Raw genomic sequence first — 17,449 nt, forward strand, 5'->3', positions numbered from 1 at the left:
TCCTTGATCCACTCCTCGAATGAGGCCGGTTCATGGCGTCCGGACGGGGCGGGCCGGGAATGGACGTTCAGCGCCGAACGCATTCCAGGCACGCGCCCGTCCGGACGCCATGAACCGGCCTCATTCGAGGAGTGGATCAAGGACGGCAGGGCGCGTTCGCTGGCGTATGCGGAAAAGGCGGGGATCGCGGTGCCCGAGATCGACTGGGCGGTGTTCACCGGCGGTCGGTGACCGCCCCGCCTCGGATCGTCAGGGGTTGCCGGATCGGCAGGTCTGCGACGTGTTGTACTCGACGGACGCGCCGGTGGCGTCGGATATCACCGCTCGGATGGTGTACCCGAAAGTGGGCTGGCAGCCGATCCCGACGAAACTCCGGTTGTCGTAGGCCGCGATGTGGTTGCCGTTCACGAACCAGCGGGTGGCGATCGGCGCGACCCCGCCGCTGCTCGCGACCGAGCAGAGGAACCGGCGGGCGAGGGGTTCGCAGGAGCCGCCGGTCAGGGTCAGGGCGAAGGCGGAAGTGGCCGTCGTCGCGGCCGAGGCGGCGAGTGGGGCCTGGACCAGCGAAAGCCCGGCCACCAGGGCGGCGGGTAATGCGAGGGTGCGTAACATGCGCATTGCTGTCTCCTTCTACGGCGGAGGCCACGGTGCTGAGAAGACGAGTGCCACGCCGCATCGCAGGCGCGCGGCACCCCTTATCCTTCCCATGCTTCGTCACTCCAGCCGCCGTGGATGATTCAATGCCACATCAGGCGCGAAGCGCATGGACATATCCGTCGTCGATTCGGTCTCGCCGATGGCCGTGTCCAGGCTGTAGCACTACAGACCATCAATACACGGCGAGGTGAAGGCCAGGGCGCGTGCCGGGTTGCCGACCATGAGGGCGTGGACGGCGTCCTCGCCGACGCCGAGGCGGCGCAGTGCGGGCAGGAAATGGCGCGGGATGTAGTCGTACCCCTTGCCCCCGTACTTCCGGAGCTGGATCTTCTGGCACACGTCGTGCCCCAGCACGATCTGCCCGCCGTACCCGCGCTCGATCAGGTCCGCGATGCCGCGGATGACCTTGTGGTCGCTGGTCAGCACCAGATGGCCCCACGGGCTGCCCGGCGAGGCCAGGAAGTCGAACTCCACGAAGACGCCGCGGCCGAGCAGGCGGTCGGCGAAGGCGGGGTCGGTGAGGACGTCCATGCCGTGGCCGAAGACGATGTTCGACGGGGCGACCCCTCCTCCTCCAGGATGTCCAGCACCCGGAACTTCTCCTCGCCGACACCGCCGAAGTGGAAGGTGACGGGCGCGCCGGTGATCCGGCTGGCGCGCCCGGCGGCGCGGACGCTCTTCAGCTCGCCGGCGGTCAGCGGCACGGACTCCGCGCCGACCTCGCCGACCTCGCCGACCTCGCCGACCTCGCCGACCTCGCCGACCTCGCCGACCTCGCCGACCTCGCCGATCACGCCGATCACGCCGATCACGCCGATCACGCCGGAGCGTACGCCGGTGCCGTCGGCCCCGATGACGATGTCGCGCACGATGACGTCGGTGAGCCGGTCAACGTCACGCTCGGACATGTCGGCGGGGTGGAAGGCGGGGGCGTACCAGCCGCCGCCCATCACGATGTTGAAGCCGCTCGCGCGGGAGAGCCGCAGCAGGGACTCGGGGTCGCGGCCCACGCCGATGGGGGTGACCTCGACCAGCGTGCCGCCGCCGTGGTGCGCGAAGGCGAGCACTTCGGGGAGCAGTTCGTCGAAGTCGCCCATCAGGTCGTTGTCGGCGTTGGGGCGGCCGTGCCGGGTGCGGGCGAGGTCGGCGAGCGTGAGCGGTTCGGCGGTCTCGGGGGCGTCCTCGCCGGGACGGCGAGGAGCCGGGCCGGGTTCGTCACGGTGACCGTTTCGATGAGGGCGTCGTCCGCGCCGAGCATGCGCAGGTAGGGAACGAACTGCTGGAGGACGAAGCCGTAACCGCCGCCCCCGTACGCGAGCAGGTGCGACTTGGCGGCGACCCCCTGGGACAGCAGGACGTGCCCGGCGTGCCCGCGCCGGGCCAGTTCCAGCACGGCGGTGGCGACGTCCTGGTCGTCGGACACGCTCAGCGCGGAGGGCAGCCGGCCGAGCCCGTCGAAGCGGACGAACACCCCGCGTTCGAGGAGCGGTTCGAGGTCGTCGGGGCGGGGGGCCAGCGTGTCGCAGCCGCCCACCGCGACGCGCGTGAGGTCCGCGCCCTGCTCGGCGAGCAGGTCGAGCACCCGCCGCTGGGCCGCCGCGTCCTCGGTACGGCGGAGCGAGATCGCCGCCCCGGTGGCCGCCGACGCCCGCGCCGCCGCGGCCAGGACCACCCGTGCGACCGGATCGTCCGGATCGAGGGCGCCGATCTCGCCGATGATCCCGGCCCGGACGCCGTGCACGCCGTCGGTGAGGTCGTGGACGATCTCGTCGGTCAGGCTCGCCACGTCACGCCCGGCGAGCCCGTCCGCCCACCCGGGGTGGTACCACCCGCAGCCCATCACGATGGCCACCCCGGTGGCCGCCGAGATGCGGCGCAGCGCGGCCGGATCGCGGCCGAGGCCGATGGCCGTGCCGTCCACCAGCGTGCCGCCACCGGCCCGGCGGAACGCGGCCAGCTCGTCCGCCGCCAGGTGCTCGTCGCCGAGCAGCCAGTCGTCCCGGTTGGGCGCGCCCATGGCGATCTCGCCGAGGATCTCCATGGTGAGCGGGGCCCGGTAGAGGCGGAGCAGTCCCGCGGCGGTGGGCCGGGTGCGGCCGGTGGCCGCCCAGGACTCCGGGGTGTCGGCGGGCGGGGCGAAGTCGGTCAGCAGGTGCTCGTGGGTGAGCGCGACGCCGAGCGCGCCGGCCGGCACCTCACCGGTGACGGTGACGGCCGTCCCCCGGAGGACGGGGGCGAGGCCCACGGCGGCCTCAGGGGAGTCGATCGAGTCGCTGGAGGGCACGCGATCAACGATATCATATACGATCCGCGTCGCCCGGAGAGATGGTCACAACCCTCCGCACGGATCTCGTTGTAGACCTCCGGTCGTTCCATGTCGGGATAGTGCGCGGCGCCGTCGATGGTGACCGCGCGCCCGTCCGGGACGCTCCGGGCGACCCGGTCTGCCATGTCGATGTGGTCGGACGCGTCCAGGGCCCCGTGCACGGTCAGGACCGGCACGTCGATCTTCGGCACCCGCGCCCAGGTGTCGCGCACCGGCACGGTCGGATCACCCTCGCCGCCGACCAGCACGGCGGGGCCGGTGCCGAGGTGGCGCAGCAGCGCGGCGAGGTCGTCGGCCGGCCGGAACGGCTCGGTGGCGTTGGCGGAACGCCCGTGGCCACGCTGGTCCGGCTCACCGATGAGGGCACGGCGGCCATCACCGCCGTGATCGACCGCGAGCGCGCGGTGCTCCGGCGGGCGGCCGGCGACCTGACCGAGGCCGAGATCGCCGGCTGCCTGCGGGTGCTCTCCCACCTGCTGCACTTCCTCGACGACGTGGAGGTGGACTGAGCGGCGGGGGTCAGTGCTGGGCCGCGCCGAGGTCGAGCCGGGCGGGGGTGAGGTACCAGACGATGACGGCGGCGACCAGCATGAGCGCGCCGCCGTACAGGCCGGTCATCGCCAGGGAGTCGGTGAAGGCGGCCTTGGCCTGGGTGGCGAGGGCGGCGGAGCCGGTCTCGCGGGCGACCGAGAGCGCGCCGCCCAGGGATTCGCGGACGGCGTGGACCGCGCCCGTGGGGAGTTCGGCCCGGTAGAGGGCGGCGGCGACGCTGCCCAGCACGGCGACGCCGAGCGCGCCGCCGACCTCGTAGGAGGTCTCCTCGATGGCCGCCGCGCTGCCCGCCTTGGCCGCGGGCGCGCCCGCCATGATCACCGCCGAGGCGATGGCCAGCGAGCCCATCCCCGCGCCGATCAGTACGGTGCCGGCGGCCACCGAAGGGTAGCTCAGCGGCATGATCCAGAGCAGCAGGAAGCCGAGCGCGGACACCACCAGCCCGCCCGCCAGGACCGTGCGCGCGCCGATCCGGGCGCCGAGAGCTGCGGCCAGCGGGGAGACCACCGCCGCGCCCACCGCCATGGGCAGCATGGCGAGGCCGGTCTGAACCGGCGAGTAGCCCTTGATGAGCTGCATCCACTGGACCATGAGCAGCAGCACGCCGCCCATCGCGATCGAGGTGGAGAGCGCGGCCAGGGTACCCGCGCTGAACGACCCGCTGCGGAACAGCCTGACCTCAAGGATGGGGTCGGGCCGGCGCAGGCACCGCCGTACGAACCAGGTCAGGGCGATCGCGGCGATCAGCGTCGCGGTGATGGACTGGGCGTCGAGCCCTTCGGTGGCGAGGTGCTTGATGGCGTAGACCAGGGCGACCATGCCGCCCATGGACAGTACCGTGCCGAGGGCGTCCCAGCGGCCGGGGTTCGGGTCGCGCGACTCGGGCAGCAACAGCAGCCCGGCCACGATCGCCACGACCATCACCGGCACGTTGACCAGGAACGCCGCCTGCCAGTTGAACGCCTCTAGCAGCAGGCCGCCGATGATCGGGCCGAGCGCGCTGCCGACCGCGGCCATGGCCGCCCAGATCCCGAGCGCGGTGGCGCGCTCCCGCGGATCGGTGAACAGGTTGCGGATCATCGACAGGGTGGAGGGCATGATCATCGCCCCGCCGATGCCGAGCAGCGCCCGCACCGCGATGACCGTGGCCGGGGAGTCGGCCCACAGCACGGCGACGGAGGCCACGCCGAAGACGGTGAAACCCGCGATGAGCATGCGTTTGCGGCCCCAGCGGTCGCCCAGCGAGCTGACCGTGACCAGCAGCCCGGCCACGACCAGGGAGTAGACGTCGACCATCCACAGCAGTTGCACCGCGCTCGGTTGCAGGTCGGAGGAGATCTCCGGCAGTGCGACGTTCAGGATGGTCATGTCCATCACGACCATCAGCAGGCTGGCCGAGAGCACGGCCAGGGCCGCCCAGCGGCCGGTGGCCGGGGCGGCGGAGGTACGCGTCATGAAGTGGTCCCCCGGAGGAATGTTTCGAGTACGAGGCGGGGGATGTCCCGCCGGGCGACGTCGCCGCGCCGCAGGCTCTCTCGTACGGCGAGCAGCAGGCCGTACAGGGTGTTGCTCACCCAGATGGGGGGGAAATCGGCGCGCAGGATGCCCGCTCGCTGGCAGGCGGAGATCAGTTCGATCTCCTTGGCCTCCAGTTCCTCCGCCCGCGTGACCAGGGCCCGATCGGTTTCCATGGCCTGCTCGGTGAGCGCGAAACCATAGTTCTCCGCGGCCTCGATCTGGGCGATGAGCAGGGCGTGCAGGGTCTCCTCCAGGCGCTCACCGGCAGGCGTCTCGCCCAGGCCGATGCGCTCGTGGACGCCCTGCCAGGCGTCCAGCGCCCGCCAGCCCAGCGCGACCATCAGCGCCTCGCGGGTGGCGAAGTGCCGGTGCAGGGTCGCCCGGCTGATGCCCACGCTCTGCGCGATCTCCGCCATGGAGGCGGCCGGGGAGTGGTTGAGGTGCTCGGTGGCCTTGGTGAGGATCTGGTCCCTGCTCACTGCCATGTGCGACATATCCGTCTAATTTGCGACATCGGTGTCTCATCATACACATATGTAGTTATTAGCTGAGCAGGCGCTGGAGGTGTTCAAGGCCGGTTCGTCGGTTCTGGTCGTCCAGCATGTCCGCTGAACACCCCGAAAAGACGCCTTTCATCGTAAACCGCAAGGCAGGGCCCGCGCGCTTGTCCTTCCCAACGCTGACAGCGCGTCGGCCGCACCGGTTTGCTGTCTCCCATGCTGGAAGTACCGATCTTCGCCCTCGACGACCCCGCCGAGATCCGGGCGCTGATCGCCGATCAGGGGTGGGCCCTGCTGGTCAGTGACGGCGGGCCGGTGGTGTCGCACGCGCCGGTGATCCCCGACCCCGCGACGGCGGGGCCGGAGATCGTCGGGCATCTCGCCCGGACCGATGCCGAACTGCACGAACTCGGTGAGCGCCGGATCGCCGTGGTCGTACAGGGACCGCACGGGTACATCTCCCCGACCCTGTACCAGGCCACGCCGTACGTGCCGACCTGGAACTACGTCACCGTCCACCTGTACGGGACGCCGGAGATCCTGGACCCCGGAGAGACCTACCAGGTGCTGTCCGACAGCGTGGACCACTACGAGCGCGACCGGGCCGAGCCCTTCCGGCTGGCGTCGGCCGAGGAGTACGCGCACAAGCTGCTGCCCGCGGTGACCGGGTTCCGGCTGGTGCCGGACCGGGTGGTCGGCAAGGCCAAGCTCAGCCAGGACAAGCCCGCCGAGATCGCCGAACGCGTGATCGCCGGCCTCACCGACCCGGTGCTGGCCGCGGCCATGCGCCGCGCCCACCAGCGTCCATGAGTCAGGCGTGGGCGGCCCCCGCCAGGACGGCACCGTACTGGATCGCCACCAGGTCGTGGATCGGGATCACCCGCGCCGGGACGCGGTCGCTGTCCACGCACCACAGCGCGTGCAGTTCGGCCAGCCGCCCGTGCGCGGCGCGGATGGCCGGGGTGCCGTTGCCGATCGCCAGCTCCCCGGCCAGCGCCCGGAGCAGGATGCCGCCGAACCGCAGCCGCGCGCTGGACAGCCCGTCCCGGCAGGAGGACTCCTCGGCCACGGTCGCGGGCCGGTCGCTCGCCGGATCGCCGGCCCGCAGCGCGTCGGTCTCGGCCATCCCGGCCAGCATGGGGATGAACGCCCGGCTGGCCCGCAGGAACGGCGAGCGCGTCACCAGGTCGGACGCCACGGCGGCGAGCGTCGCCTCAAGCGCGTCGTGGGTCTCGCGGACCCGCTCGGCGTGCTCCCCGATCAGCTCCCGGTACGAACGCCCGGCCGGGGAGGTGTCGCCCGCCGACGGGTCGGTCCAGTACGGGATCTCGGCGGTCAGCCCGAGCGCGCCGTACCTCTTGATGTAGGAGTCGCTGGCCGCCCCGCCGATGTGCGGCACCGGGTCCTGGCCGTTGGCCTCCATGTAGTCGTAGGCGTCCTCCATCGTGGGGGCCTGGTAGATCGCCTGCTCGAAGGACCTGACGGCGGGATGCTCGGGCTCCCCGGCGTGCAGTGGCACGCCGTACCGGCCGGGCAGGTCGGAAAGGACGGCGTGCAGCGCCGGGACCGGCCGGTTCAGGTAGTAGAAGACGCCGCCGGACTCCCCGTTGTGCAGGGTGGTGAAGAACGCCGGCCGCACGTCGTCGATCAGCCGCATCAGCGCCTGCGTCTCGGGGAGCACCCGGTCGAAGTAGCAGCGCTTGTAGGTGAACGGGAAGGTCCACTCGACCTGCTCGTCCGGCGCGGGCCGGTAGAAGTGCGCGGCGTAGTGGGACCTGGTGAACGGCCCGGCGAACCAGCCCTCGTTCAGGCGGGTGCCGTCGGGATCGAGGCAGCCCACCAGGTGCCAGGTGTAGCCGGTGGCGCGGCGCAGCCCGGCGTCGGCGCACAGCCGGGCCGCCAGGTGGGTGACGGTCAGGCCGCCGATCGGCTCGTTGGGGTGCGGGCCGGCCGCGACGATCGCGTGTCGCGGGGCGTCGCCGACCGTCAGGCACATCAGCGGGTCGCCGAGCCGGGAGGTGCCGACCCTGCGCAGGGTGGCGATGTCCGGATGGGCCTCGGCGAGGGCGGCCAGCCTGCCGTGGACCTCGTCCACGGTGGCGAATCGGTCGAAGGACGGGACGGAGTCGAGTTCGTCGAGCACGCCCCAGTGTGCGCGCAGACCGCCGCTCCGGGCATCGTCGCAGGTCCCAACGTGGGCGGTGGAGGCTTGTCGGAACCGTCAACCCGGTGAGAGCCTTGCCTGCATGGTTGCAGACGGTTCTATGGCGAGGCCGTACCAACCGCTGCTCGACCAAGTGCTCGAAACGCTCGGAAGCCATGTGCTGTCGCCCGCGTACGTGCCGGAGGGCGAGCCGGTCACGGTAGGCGAGCCGGTGGTCCACGATCCCGCCGACCACCTCGAGCCCGGCTCCGGCCGGGTGCTGCTGGCGCTCGGCTCGGCCACGCCCGGCCTGGTACGGCAGGCCGCCCTGGAGGGCTACGGCGCGCTGGTGGTGAAGGATCGCGGCGGCGATCTCGTCCCGCTGGTCGCGGCGGCCAAGGAGGCGGAGATCGCGCTGCTGATCGCGCCCGAGCGGCTGCCCTGGCGGCAGCTCGACGCGCTGCTGACCGCCGCGATCTCCGGACCGGGCGCGGCCGGCACGACGTACTCCTCGGTCGGCATGGGCGACCTGTTCGCGCTGGCCAACGTGATCGCGGCGACCATCGGCGGGGCCACCTGCATCGAAGATCCGCAGGGCAACGTGCTCAGCTACTCCAACCTGCCCGGCCAGGAGATCGACGAGATCCGCAAGCTGGGCATCCTGGGCCGCCGGACGCCGACCCGGCCGACCAACCGCACCGAGTACGGCCGGGTGTTCAACGCGGACGGGCCGGTCCGGTTCGACAGCCTGTTCCCCGGCCACACGCCCCGGCTGGCCACCGCCGTGCGTGCGGGCGCGCAACTGCTCGGCTTCATCTGGGTGCTGGACGGCGTGCCCCGGGTGGCCCCGGACGCCATGCGCCTGCTGGAGGACGCCACCCCGATCGCCGCGCTGCACCTGCTGCGCGCCCGCACCCCCGCCGACCCGCGCCGCTGGCACCGCGCCGAGACGCTGCGCGCGCTGCTGGAGGGCTACGCCTCCGAGACGGCCGCCGCCGCCCGGCTGGGCCTGCCGGCCGGCACCCCGGTCGCGGTGGTGGTGTTCGCGCCGGTCGCCCCGGCCGCCGAGCCGGGAGCCCAGATGGAGAGCGTCCTTGAGCTGGTGAGCCTGGCCTGCGAGGCGCAGCACCCCGAGTCGGCCTGTACGGCGGGCGGCGGGCGCATCCACGCCCTGCTCCCGGTGGCCCCGGGCACCACCGGCGGGCAGCTCGCCAAGACCGTCGCCGAGGTGACCTCGACCGTGCGGCGGTCGGCCAGGGTCGGTCTGCACGCCGGAGTCGGGCCGGTCGTACCGGGCCTCGGCCGGGCCAGGGCGTCGGCCAGGCTCGCCGAACGCGTGGTCCAGGTGCTCGCCGAGACCGGCGGCCCGCACCCGGCGGTGGCCACCGACGAGCAGGTCCGCAGCCGGATCGCGCTGCTGGACCTGGTGGAGCGCGGCGGGGCCGAACACGACCGGCTGCTGGAACCGGTACGCAGGATGCTGGAGCACGACGCGCTGCACTCCACCACGCACGCCGCCAGCCTGCTCGCCTACCTGGACGCCTTCGGCGAGGCCGCCAAGGCCGCCGCCGAGCTGTCGGTCCACGAGAACACGTTGCGCTACCGGGTGCGCCGGTTGCAGGAGCTGTTCGACCTGGACCTCGCCGACCCCACCGACCGGCTGGTGGCCTGGCTCCAGCTCCGGCTGCTGCGCGTGGCCGGCCTGCTCTAGCGCGCCCGAGCTGTGCCGGGGGACAATCGAGAGGGCGGCGGACGTCCGCTTTCAACGATGAGCGCGCGGCGGCCTCGCTCCTAGCGTCATGTCCATGTCTCTTCTGCTGCGCAACGCGCGGACCGGCCTGCGCGGGCCCGTCCGCCATGTACTGATCGCCGATGGCGTGGTCACCGCGGTGAGCGCCGAGCCGCCGCCGGCCGACGAGTCGGTGGACGTCCAGGGCGCCACGTTACTGCCGGGACTGTGGGACGCGCACGTACACGCCGTCCAGTGGGCGCAGGGCCGCAGGCGGGTGGACCTCACCGGCGCGCGTTCCGCCCGCGAGGCCGTGGAGTTGATGGCGGCCGGTCCCGGCCAGGGCGTCGTCGGCGTCGGGTACGGCTTCCGCGACGGCCTGTGGCCGGACCGGCCCGGCAAGGCGATGCTGGAGGCCGCCGCGCCCGGCAGGCCGATCGTGATGATCAGCAAGGACCTGCACACCGCCTGGCTCAGCCCGGCCGCGCTCGCCCTGATCGGCCGGGGCGACCACCCGACCGGGGTGCTGCGCGAGCACGAGTGCTACACGGCGGTGGCCGAACTGCCCCCGCCGTCGCAAGACGTGCTGGACGGCTGGGTCACCGAGGCGGCCACCGCCGCCGCGGCCAGGGGCGTGGTCGGGTTCCAGGACTTCGAGCTGGCCGACAACGTCACCGACTGGACCAGGCGGGCCCGCCTGCACCGGCTCGACGTGCGCGTGACCTGCACGATCCCCAAGGCCCGGCTGGAGCAGGCGATCGGCGCGGGGCTGCGCACCGGCGACCTGGTGCCCGGCGCCGATGGCCTGCTGGAGGTCGGCCCGCTGAAGATCTTCGTGGACGGCTCGCTGAACACCCGGACCGCCTACTGCGAGACCCCCTACCCCGGCACCGACTCCCACGGCCTGCTGGAGACCGGCCCGGACGAGCTGCGCGCGACCATGGCCAGGGCCGCCGCGCACGGCCTGCTCCCCGCCGTCCACGCGATCGGCGACCTGGCGGCGGGCATCGCGCTGGACGCCTTCGAGAGCGTCGGTTGCCCCGGCCGGATCGAGCACGCCCAGTTGCTGCGCCAGGAGGACTTCGCCAGGTTCGCCAAGCCGGGCCTGGTCGCCGGGGTGCAACCGGCGCACGCCCCCGACGACCGGGACGTCGCCGACGTCCACTGGCACGGCCGTACCGGACGGGCGTTCGCCTACGCCGGCCTGCTGGCCGCCGGGGCCCGGCTGGAACTCGGCTCCGACGCCCCGGTCGCGCCGCTGGACCCCTGGGACGGCATCGCCTCCGCGGTGGCCAGGACCGACGACGAGCGCGCCGCCTGGCACCCCGAGCAGGCGATCCCGCTGACCGCCGCGCTGCCCGCCGCCAGCAGGGGCCGCGCCGGAGTACGGCCGGGCGACCCCGCCGACCTGATGCTCACCGCCGCCGACCCCACCGCGCTCGACCCGGCCGCGCTGCGCGGCATCGAGGTGGTGGGCACCCTGCTCGGCGGCCGGTGGACCCACCGGTCGGCGGCGGTCGGCTGAGCCGGGTGACGCTGTGCTGGGTGACAAAGGCACCCGCCGGGGTTGAATCTTCTCGACAATGTCACGTCTAGTCGCGCTGTGGGACTCTCGTGCCCTCCCCACAGCGCCCCCAGGAGGTCACATATGACACCTCGAACACGCCGCGGATGGGCCGGAGCACTGACCGCAGTCACGCTCACCCTCACGGCCTGCTCGCCCGCGCAGGGCGGGGGCGCAGCTCGCGGAATCTCGTCCTACTCGGTGGGGGTGACCACCTACTTCCTGTCCCACCTGCTGCCCGGCAAGGCCGTCGGCAGCAACGTGGACACGGCCCTGTTCACCCCGCTGACCAGGGTCGATCCGGTCAGCGGGGAGGCGGTGAACGCCGTGGCCGCCGCCATCGACACCACCGACAACATCACCTGGACGATCGGTCTCCGGCCCGGCTGGACCTTCCACAACGGCGAGCCGGTGACCGCGCAGTCCTTCGCCGACTCCTGGAACGCGACCGCCTACGGCCCCAACGCCTACACCAACAACTTCATGTTCGCCCCGTTCAAGGGATACGAGGAGCTGAACCCGGCCAAGGGGAAGCCCACCGGCAAGACGCTGTCCGGCGTGGAGGTGGTGGACGCGAAGACCCTGCGGGTCACGCTGACCAGGCCGCTGGCGCTGCTGCCGCACATGCTGGCCCAGTCGGCGTTCGCGCCGGTGCCCAAGGCGGCCCTCACCGACGCCGGCGCCTTCGACCGCAGGCCGATCGGCAACGGGCCCTACCAGGTGGACGGCCCGGGGATGGTCACCGGCGCGACCAAGCTCACCCTCAAGCGCTATGAGAACTACCCGGAGGAGAAGGGACAGGCCGAGCGGATCGAGCTGAAGTCCTACCAGGACGAGGGAGCCGCCTACCGCGACCTGTCCGCGGGCGCGATCGACGTCACGCTCATCACCGGCAACAACCTGCCCGCCGCGGCCGCGCAGTTCAAGGGCCGCCTGGTGGAGGTGCCCTTCCCGGCGCTGCTCTACCTCGGGTTCCCGACGTGGGACAAGCGCTTTTCCGACGTGCGCGTACGGCAGGCGTTCTCGCACGCCATCGACCGCGAGACCATCGTCAAGACCCTGCTGCGCGGCTTCGGCTCCCCGGCCAAGGGCCTGGCGGGGGTCGCCGTGCCGGGCGGCGGCGAGCCCGACTGCGCGGCCTGCTCCTACGACCCGGCCAAGGCCCGCGCGCTGCTGGCCGAGGCGGGCGGCTGGTCCGGCCCGCTGAAGCTGTGGACCTTCCAGGACGGGCTGAACAACGTACTCCTGGAGGCGGTGGGCAACCAGTTGCGCACCAACCTCGGCGTCCAGGGCATCAGCATCCAGACCCAGCCCGTGGACCAGCTCTACCCCAACCTTAAGGCCAGGAAGATCGACGGCCCGGTGCTGCTCTACATGGGCGCGGGCTACCCGCACCTGTACGCGCTGGCCGACCAGCTCTTCACCAAGACCTCCGCGGCCAACGTCACCGGCTACGACAGCAAGGACTTCGCCGCCCTGCTCGGCAAGGCGGCCAAGGCCCCCGAAGAGGAGGTCCTGGCCCGCACCCGCGAGGCCACCGGCAAGGCGCTCGCGGACCTGCCGCTGACGCCGCTGTTCCAGCCGACCGGCGCGCTCGCACACTCGGAGCGGGTCAGCGGGGTGAGACCGGAGTTCCTTGGTGGGGTCCGGCTGGCGGCGGTCAAGGTGCTCTGACGTGGGACCGTACGTCCTGCGCAGGGTGCTCATGGCGATCCCCGTCCTGCTCGGCACCACGTTCGTGATCTACCTCGCGGTGTACGCCCTGCCCGGCGACCCCATCCAGGCCCTCGCCGGGCCCAACCAGGTGATCTCCCCCTCGGTGGCCCAGGCGCTGCGCGAGCGGTTCCACCTCGACCAGCCGCTGGTCGTACAGTACGGGCTCTACCTGCGCGGACTGCTCGGCGGCGACCTCGGGACGAGCTTCACCGGCCGGCCCGTGACCGAGATCATCGCGGCGAGCTGGCCGGTCACCGCGCAGCTCGGCGGCACCGCGTGGATCATCATGGCGGTCGCCGGGGTGGCGCTGGGCGTGGTCGCCGCGGTACGGCGGGGCGCGGCCGACGCCGCCGTGCTGTTCGGCACCACGCTCGCGCTGGGCGTGCCGTTCTTCGTGGTCGCCTACGTGACCCAGATCGTCTTCGGCGTGCAGCTCGGCTGGCTGCCGGTCTCCGGCGTCGAGGCGGGCTGGCCGCTGGCGTACATCCTGCCGGGGCTGGTCCTAGCCCTGTCCGGGCTGCCGCAGGTGGCCCGGCTGACCCGCACCAGCGTGCTGGACGGCCTGGCCGCCGACCACGTCGAGACCGCCGTGGCCAAGGGGCTCACCGGCACGGCGGTGCTGTTCCGGCACGTGGTGCGCAACTCGCTGATACCGGTGGTCTCGCTGCTCGGCGTCAGCCTCGGCTACCTGCTCGGCGGGACCGTGCTGGTGGAGGGCATCTTCAACCTGCCCGGACTGGGCTACCAGATCTACACCGCGATCCCGCAGCACGACGGCCCGGTGGTCGTCGGCATCGGGACGATGCTCGTTCTCGTGTTCCTGTCGGTCAACCTCCTGGTGGATCTGCTCTATGGCGTCCTCGACCCTCGTATCCGCCTCGGCTGAGATCCCGCCCACCCCCCTTCCCGGGGGTGGGGCGTGGTCCCGGTTGCGCCGCAGGCCCGGTTTCCTGATCGCCGCCTTCGTGGCCGCGCTGATGAGCGCGATGGCGGCCGTCCCGCAGGCGTTCGCGGGCTGGTTCGGCGCGGGCGACCCCCGCGCCTGCGACCTGGTCCGCAGCGCGCAGCCGCCCACCGCCGGACATCCGTTCGGCTTCGACGTCCAGGGCTGTGACCTCTACAGCACCGTGGTGTACGGCACGCGTTCGTCCGTCGTGGTCGCCGTGCTGGCCACCGCCGGGATGCTGGTCATCGCCGTCGTGCTGGGCAGCCTGGCCGGCTACCACCGGGGCTGGGCCGACGCGGTGATCGGGCGGGTCATGGACGTGTTCTTCGGCTTCCCCGCGCTGGTCGGCATGATCGTGATCCTCCAGACGCTCAGCGTCCGCAACGAGGTCACCGTGGCGGCCGTGCTGGTGCTGTTCGGCTGGCCGCCGCTGGCCAGGGTGATGCGCGGCTCGGTACTGGCCGTGGCGGGCAGCGAGTACGTCGCCGCGGCCCGCGGCGTCGGCGCACGGACCGGGCGGGTGCTGCTGCGGCACGTACTGCCGAACTCCTTCGGCCCGGTCGCGGTGCTCACCGGGCTGAACATCGGCCTGGTGATCTCCTCGGAGTCGGCGCTGACCTTCCTCGGCGTCGGGCTGCGCACCCCGGCGATCTCCTGGGGCGTGCAGCTCAACACCGCCCAGCAGTACTTCACCACCGCGCCGCACCTGCTGATCTTCCCGTCGCTGTTCCTGAGCGTCACGGTGCTCGGCTTCGTCCTGCTGGGCGACGCGCTGCGGGACGCCTTCGACCCCCGGACGCGCTAGGAGCACCTGTGCCAGAGTCCCCCGTACTGACCGTCTCCGACCTGCATGTGCGTCTCGGGAGCACGCACGTCGTCAACGGAGCCGGCTTCTCGCTCGCCGCCGGGCGGACGCTCGCGCTGCTCGGCGAGTCGGGCAGCGGCAAGAGCGTCACCGCCCGCACGATCATGGGCCTGATCCGGCCGCCGCACGGCCGGGTCACCGCGGGAACGGTCCTGCTGCACGGGCAGGACCTGCTGGCCATGCCCGAGGAACGGCGGCGCGCGCTGCGCTCCACCACGATCTCCATGGTCTTCCAGGACGCGCTGTCCGCGCTCAACCCGGTGCTCAGCGTCGGCTACCAGATCGCCGAACTGTTCCGCGCGCACCGCGGCATGTCCCGTGCCGAGGCCCGCCGCGCCGCGGTGGACGTGCTCGGGCAGGTCCGCATCCCGGCGGCGGCCCGCCGCGCGGGCGACTACCCGCACCAGTTCTCCGGCGGGATGCGCCAGCGGGTCGGCATCGCGCTGGCCATCGCGCTGCGCCCGGACGTGATCATCGCCGACGAGCCGACCACCGCGCTCGACGTCACCGTGCAGGCCCAGATCCTGCGCCTGCTCGGCGACATCCAGCGCGAGCACGGCACCGCGCTGTTGCTCATCACGCACGACATGGGCGTGGTGGCCGACATGGCCGACCGCGTCGCCGTCATGTACGCCGGGCGGGTCGTCGAGCAGGCCACCGCCGCCGAGGTGTTCGCCCGGCCGCGCCACCCCTACAGCGAGGCCCTGCTCGGCGCGATCCCCCGCCCGCACCTGCGCGGCCGGGAACTGGCCGTCATCTCGGGCGCGCCGCCCGACCTGTCGGTCCCCGACGAGGGGTGCCGCTTCCGGACGCGGTGCCGCTACCGGATCGAGGACTGCGAGCGCAATCCGCCGGAACACGACCTCGGCGGCGGCCGGAGCACCGCCTGCCACGAGTGGGAGAAGGTGGGCAGCGCGTGAGCCGTACCGTCCTTCGGGTGACCGATTTGGTCAAGCACTTCCCGATGCGGAAGGGGCCGCTGCGCCGTACGGTGGGGGTGCTCAAGGCCGTGGACGGCGTCAGCCTGGAACTACGCGCCGGGGAGACGCTGGGCGTGGTGGGCGAGTCCGGGTGCGGCAAGTCCACACTGGCCCGGATGCTCACCGCGCACGAACGCCCCACCTCCGGCGAGGTGGACCTGCTCGGCCGGCCGCTGCACAAGCTGCGCGGCGCGGAGCTGCGCCGGGCCAGGCGGCGGGTCCAGCTCATCTTCCAGGACCCTTCGGGCTCGCTGAACCCGCGGATGACCGTCGCGGCGAGCGTGCGCGAGCCGTTCGACGTCAACCCCGACCTCGCGCCGCGCGGCGAGCGCGACCGGCGGGTGCGCGAACTGCTGGAACTGGTCGGGCTCGGCCCCGGCCACGCCGGGCGCTATCCGCACCAGCTCTCCGGGGGGCAGCGCCAGCGGGTCGGCATCGCGCGGGCGCTGGCGCTGCGGCCGGAGGTGCTGGTGTGCGACGAGCCGGTGTCGGCGCTGGACGTCTCGGTACAGGCGCAGATCGTCAACCTGCTGGAACGGCTGCGCGCCGAACTTGGGCTGGCCTACGTGTTCATCGCGCACGACCTCGGCGTGGTGAGCCACCTGGCCGACCGGGTCGCGGTCATGTACCTCGGCCGGGTGGTCGAGACCGGCCCGCAGGAGCGGGTGTACGGCCACGCCGCCCACCCCTACACCCAGGCGCTGCACGCGGCGGCCCCACTGCCCGACCCCGCGCTGCGCGGCGACCGCGAGGCGCCGCTGGAGGGCGAGCCGCCGAGCCCGCTCGACCCGCCGGGCGGCTGCTCCTTCCATCCGCGCTGCCCGCTCGCGCGGGACACCTGCGCGACCGTGCCGCCCCCGCAGGTCGAGGTCGCCCCTGGCCATCAGGTGTCCTGTCACCTGGCGGGCTGATCTGGGGCGAGGGCTGCGTAGCGGCCGGGTGTGCAGCCGTACTCCCTGGTGAACGCGGTGATGAAGGCCGACGGGGTGGCGTAGCCGACCCGGCGGGCGACCTCGGCCACCTGGTGGTTCGCCAGCAGCACCCGTGAGGCGCGCAGCCGCAGCAGGGCGCGCCAGCGGGAGTACGGCATGCCGAACTCGCGGACGAAGTCGCGTTGCAGGGTCTTGGCGCTGACGTGCAGGCGGTCGGCCCAGTCGGCCAGGGTGCGGGGGTCGGCGGGGTCGCGGCTGAGCGTGCGCGCGACGGTCACGGCATAGCCGGTGCTCTTCTTCTCGGGCCCGTGGCTCTTTTCGGGTACGCGGCTCTTTTCGGGCCCGTGGCCTGGGTCGGCAGGGGGACCGAGGCCGGTCATGATCCGGGCGCGGGCGGCCACGGCCCGCGGTATCTCGACGCCGGGGGCGGCGATCTCGCGGATCAGCTCGCTCACCGCGGCGTCGATCCGCACCGCCCCGGCCCGCAGCCCGGCCAGCGCCGGCGGCACCTCGCGCAGGCAGACCCGGTAGACCGTCTGCCGGTCGCCCGCACGCACCTCGTGCGTGACCGCCCGATGCACCCAGTACGCCTCGTGCGACCCGACGAAGGACGCGTCGTCGCGATGCCAGGCCGCCAGGACGCCGTCCGGAGACCAGTAGAGCTGGTGCAGAAGGTCCTGCCGGCTCTCACCGAAGTCCAGGTGAGAGGCCGAGGCGTACTTCAGCACCAAGATCCCGTCGAGACCGCCCAGCCCGTAGCCGTACTCCTCGCAACGCACCGGATCGGGCCCGAAGTGACCCACCAGCGACATCGGATGTCCTCTCCGCGATATCCGTGATATTAAGGTAAGGCTACCCTAAATAACTGTGCGTACGCCGGTATGCCCGGCGCAGGCAATGCAACCATTCGCTACGGAAAGACCTTTCTTCATGTCCCCTCGACCACCCTGGCGCCTGGCCGGCGCGCTGGCCCTCACGCTCGCCCTGCTGGCGGGCTGCGGCTCCTCCACCGCCTCCACCG

The 17,449-nt window shown here is 72.6% G+C and carries 17 protein-coding genes and 1 pseudogene; 10 read left to right on the top strand and 8 right to left on the bottom strand.

The genetic code is table 11. From position 1 onward, the window contains the following. A pseudogene (locus C1I98_RS41495) lies at nucleotides 1-231 on the top strand (hypothetical protein); the annotation flags it as partial. An 18-nt stretch (nucleotides 232-249) separates the two neighbouring features. Here the strand turns inward: C1I98_RS41495 and C1I98_RS18470 are convergent. The 4 genes from C1I98_RS18470 to C1I98_RS18480 all read right to left on the bottom strand — a co-directional run bounded on the left by C1I98_RS18470 (nucleotide 250) and on the right by C1I98_RS18480 (nucleotide 2,941). Then, complete coding sequence (locus tag C1I98_RS18470) at nucleotides 250-618, bottom strand: hypothetical protein (RefSeq protein WP_111168695.1); 369 nt, start codon at nucleotides 616-618, stop codon at nucleotides 250-252. 201 nt (nucleotides 619-819) lie between these two features. Beyond that, nucleotides 820-1,188 (bottom strand): phosphotriesterase family protein, encoded by a 369-nt coding sequence (locus C1I98_RS42975; RefSeq protein ID WP_199537030.1) that lies wholly within the window; start codon nucleotides 1,186-1,188, stop codon nucleotides 820-822. Further along, nucleotides 1,077-1,754, bottom strand: coding sequence for a phosphotriesterase family protein (locus C1I98_RS42980; RefSeq protein ID WP_199537031.1), 678 nt, complete (start codon nucleotides 1,752-1,754; stop codon nucleotides 1,077-1,079). Before C1I98_RS42980 ends, C1I98_RS42975 begins: the two co-directional genes overlap by 112 nt. Beyond that, nucleotides 1,754-2,941: a phosphotriesterase family protein gene (locus C1I98_RS18480; protein WP_111168696.1), complete on the bottom strand. Its 1,188-nt coding sequence runs from the start codon at nucleotides 2,939-2,941 to the stop codon at nucleotides 1,754-1,756. Before C1I98_RS18480 ends, C1I98_RS42980 begins: the two co-directional genes overlap by 1 nt. 101 nt (nucleotides 2,942-3,042) lie before the next feature. Here C1I98_RS18480 and C1I98_RS42985 point away from each other — a divergent pair, with 101 nt between their 5' ends. Beyond that, nucleotides 3,043-3,492 carry a winged helix DNA-binding protein gene (locus C1I98_RS42985; protein ID WP_199537032.1) on the top strand — a complete coding sequence of 150 codons (450 nt, stop codon included), beginning with the start codon at nucleotides 3,043-3,045 and terminating at the stop codon, nucleotides 3,490-3,492. A 10-nt stretch (nucleotides 3,493-3,502) separates the two neighbouring features. On the opposite strand, the gene C1I98_RS18495 is transcribed toward C1I98_RS42985, so the two are convergent. Together C1I98_RS18495 and C1I98_RS18500 are read right to left on the bottom strand one after the other, a co-directional pair. After that, entirely contained in the window at nucleotides 3,503-4,990 is a 1,488-nt protein-coding gene (locus tag C1I98_RS18495; protein WP_111168697.1) for an MFS transporter, read from the bottom strand. Further along, a complete protein-coding gene (locus C1I98_RS18500; RefSeq protein ID WP_111168706.1) occupies nucleotides 4,987-5,538 on the bottom strand; it encodes a TetR/AcrR family transcriptional regulator in 552 nt (183 codons plus the stop codon). Before C1I98_RS18500 ends, C1I98_RS18495 begins: the two co-directional genes overlap by 4 nt. Before the next feature lie 231 nt (nucleotides 5,539-5,769). On the opposite strand from C1I98_RS18500, the gene C1I98_RS18505 reads away from it, so the two are divergent. Further along, complete coding sequence (locus C1I98_RS18505) at nucleotides 5,770-6,363, top strand: FMN-binding negative transcriptional regulator (protein WP_111168698.1); 594 nt, start codon at nucleotides 5,770-5,772, stop codon at nucleotides 6,361-6,363. Nucleotide 6,364: 1 nt separating this feature from the next. On the opposite strand, the gene C1I98_RS18510 is transcribed toward C1I98_RS18505, so the two are convergent. Continuing rightward, nucleotides 6,365-7,696, bottom strand: a complete 1,332-nt coding sequence (locus tag C1I98_RS18510; protein ID WP_199537033.1) for a M14 family zinc carboxypeptidase — start codon at nucleotides 7,694-7,696, stop codon at nucleotides 6,365-6,367. A 121-nt stretch (nucleotides 7,697-7,817) separates the two neighbouring features. Between C1I98_RS18510 and C1I98_RS18515 the strand changes: the two genes are divergently transcribed. The 7 genes from C1I98_RS18515 (at nucleotide 7,818) to C1I98_RS18545 (ending at nucleotide 16,407) form a co-directional block, all read left to right on the top strand. Then, complete coding sequence (locus C1I98_RS18515; protein WP_111168700.1) at nucleotides 7,818-9,407, top strand: PucR family transcriptional regulator; 1,590 nt, start codon at nucleotides 7,818-7,820, stop codon at nucleotides 9,405-9,407. Nucleotides 9,408-9,501: 94 nt separating this feature from the next. Continuing rightward, entirely contained in the window at nucleotides 9,502-10,950 is a 1,449-nt protein-coding gene (locus tag C1I98_RS18520) for an amidohydrolase (protein WP_111168707.1), read from the top strand. Nucleotides 10,951-11,073: 123 nt separating this feature from the next. Then, nucleotides 11,074-12,663, top strand: a complete 1,590-nt coding sequence (locus C1I98_RS18525) for a peptide ABC transporter substrate-binding protein (protein ID WP_111168701.1) — start codon at nucleotides 11,074-11,076, stop codon at nucleotides 12,661-12,663. Between the two features lies 1 nt (nucleotide 12,664). After that, nucleotides 12,665-13,591 carry an ABC transporter permease gene (locus C1I98_RS18530; RefSeq protein ID WP_111168702.1) on the top strand — a complete coding sequence of 309 codons (927 nt, stop codon included), beginning with the start codon at nucleotides 12,665-12,667 and terminating at the stop codon, nucleotides 13,589-13,591. A gap of 43 nt (nucleotides 13,592-13,634) precedes the next feature. Then, nucleotides 13,635-14,456, top strand: coding sequence for an ABC transporter permease (locus C1I98_RS18535; RefSeq protein WP_158558086.1), 822 nt, complete (start codon nucleotides 13,635-13,637; stop codon nucleotides 14,454-14,456). An 8-nt stretch (nucleotides 14,457-14,464) separates the two neighbouring features. Further along, nucleotides 14,465-15,436: an ABC transporter ATP-binding protein gene (locus tag C1I98_RS18540; RefSeq protein WP_111168704.1), complete on the top strand. Its 972-nt coding sequence runs from the start codon at nucleotides 14,465-14,467 to the stop codon at nucleotides 15,434-15,436. A gap of 17 nt (nucleotides 15,437-15,453) precedes the next feature. Beyond that, the gene (locus C1I98_RS18545) at nucleotides 15,454-16,407 is read left to right on the top strand and encodes an ABC transporter ATP-binding protein (protein ID WP_233507975.1); all 954 of its coding nucleotides are present in this window, start codon (nucleotides 15,454-15,456) and stop codon (nucleotides 16,405-16,407) included. Here C1I98_RS18545 and C1I98_RS18550 read toward each other — a convergent pair. Further along, nucleotides 16,392-17,240: a helix-turn-helix transcriptional regulator gene (locus C1I98_RS18550; RefSeq protein WP_199537034.1), complete on the bottom strand. Its 849-nt coding sequence runs from the start codon at nucleotides 17,238-17,240 to the stop codon at nucleotides 16,392-16,394. The two genes, C1I98_RS18545 and C1I98_RS18550, sit on opposite strands and share 16 nt — an antisense overlap. Between the last annotated feature and the right edge of the window lie 209 nt (nucleotides 17,241-17,449).

It is taken from the genome of Spongiactinospora gelatinilytica (assembly GCF_003236385.1).
GTDB classification, from domain to species: domain Bacteria; phylum Actinomycetota; class Actinomycetes; order Streptosporangiales; family Streptosporangiaceae; genus Spongiactinospora; species Spongiactinospora gelatinilytica.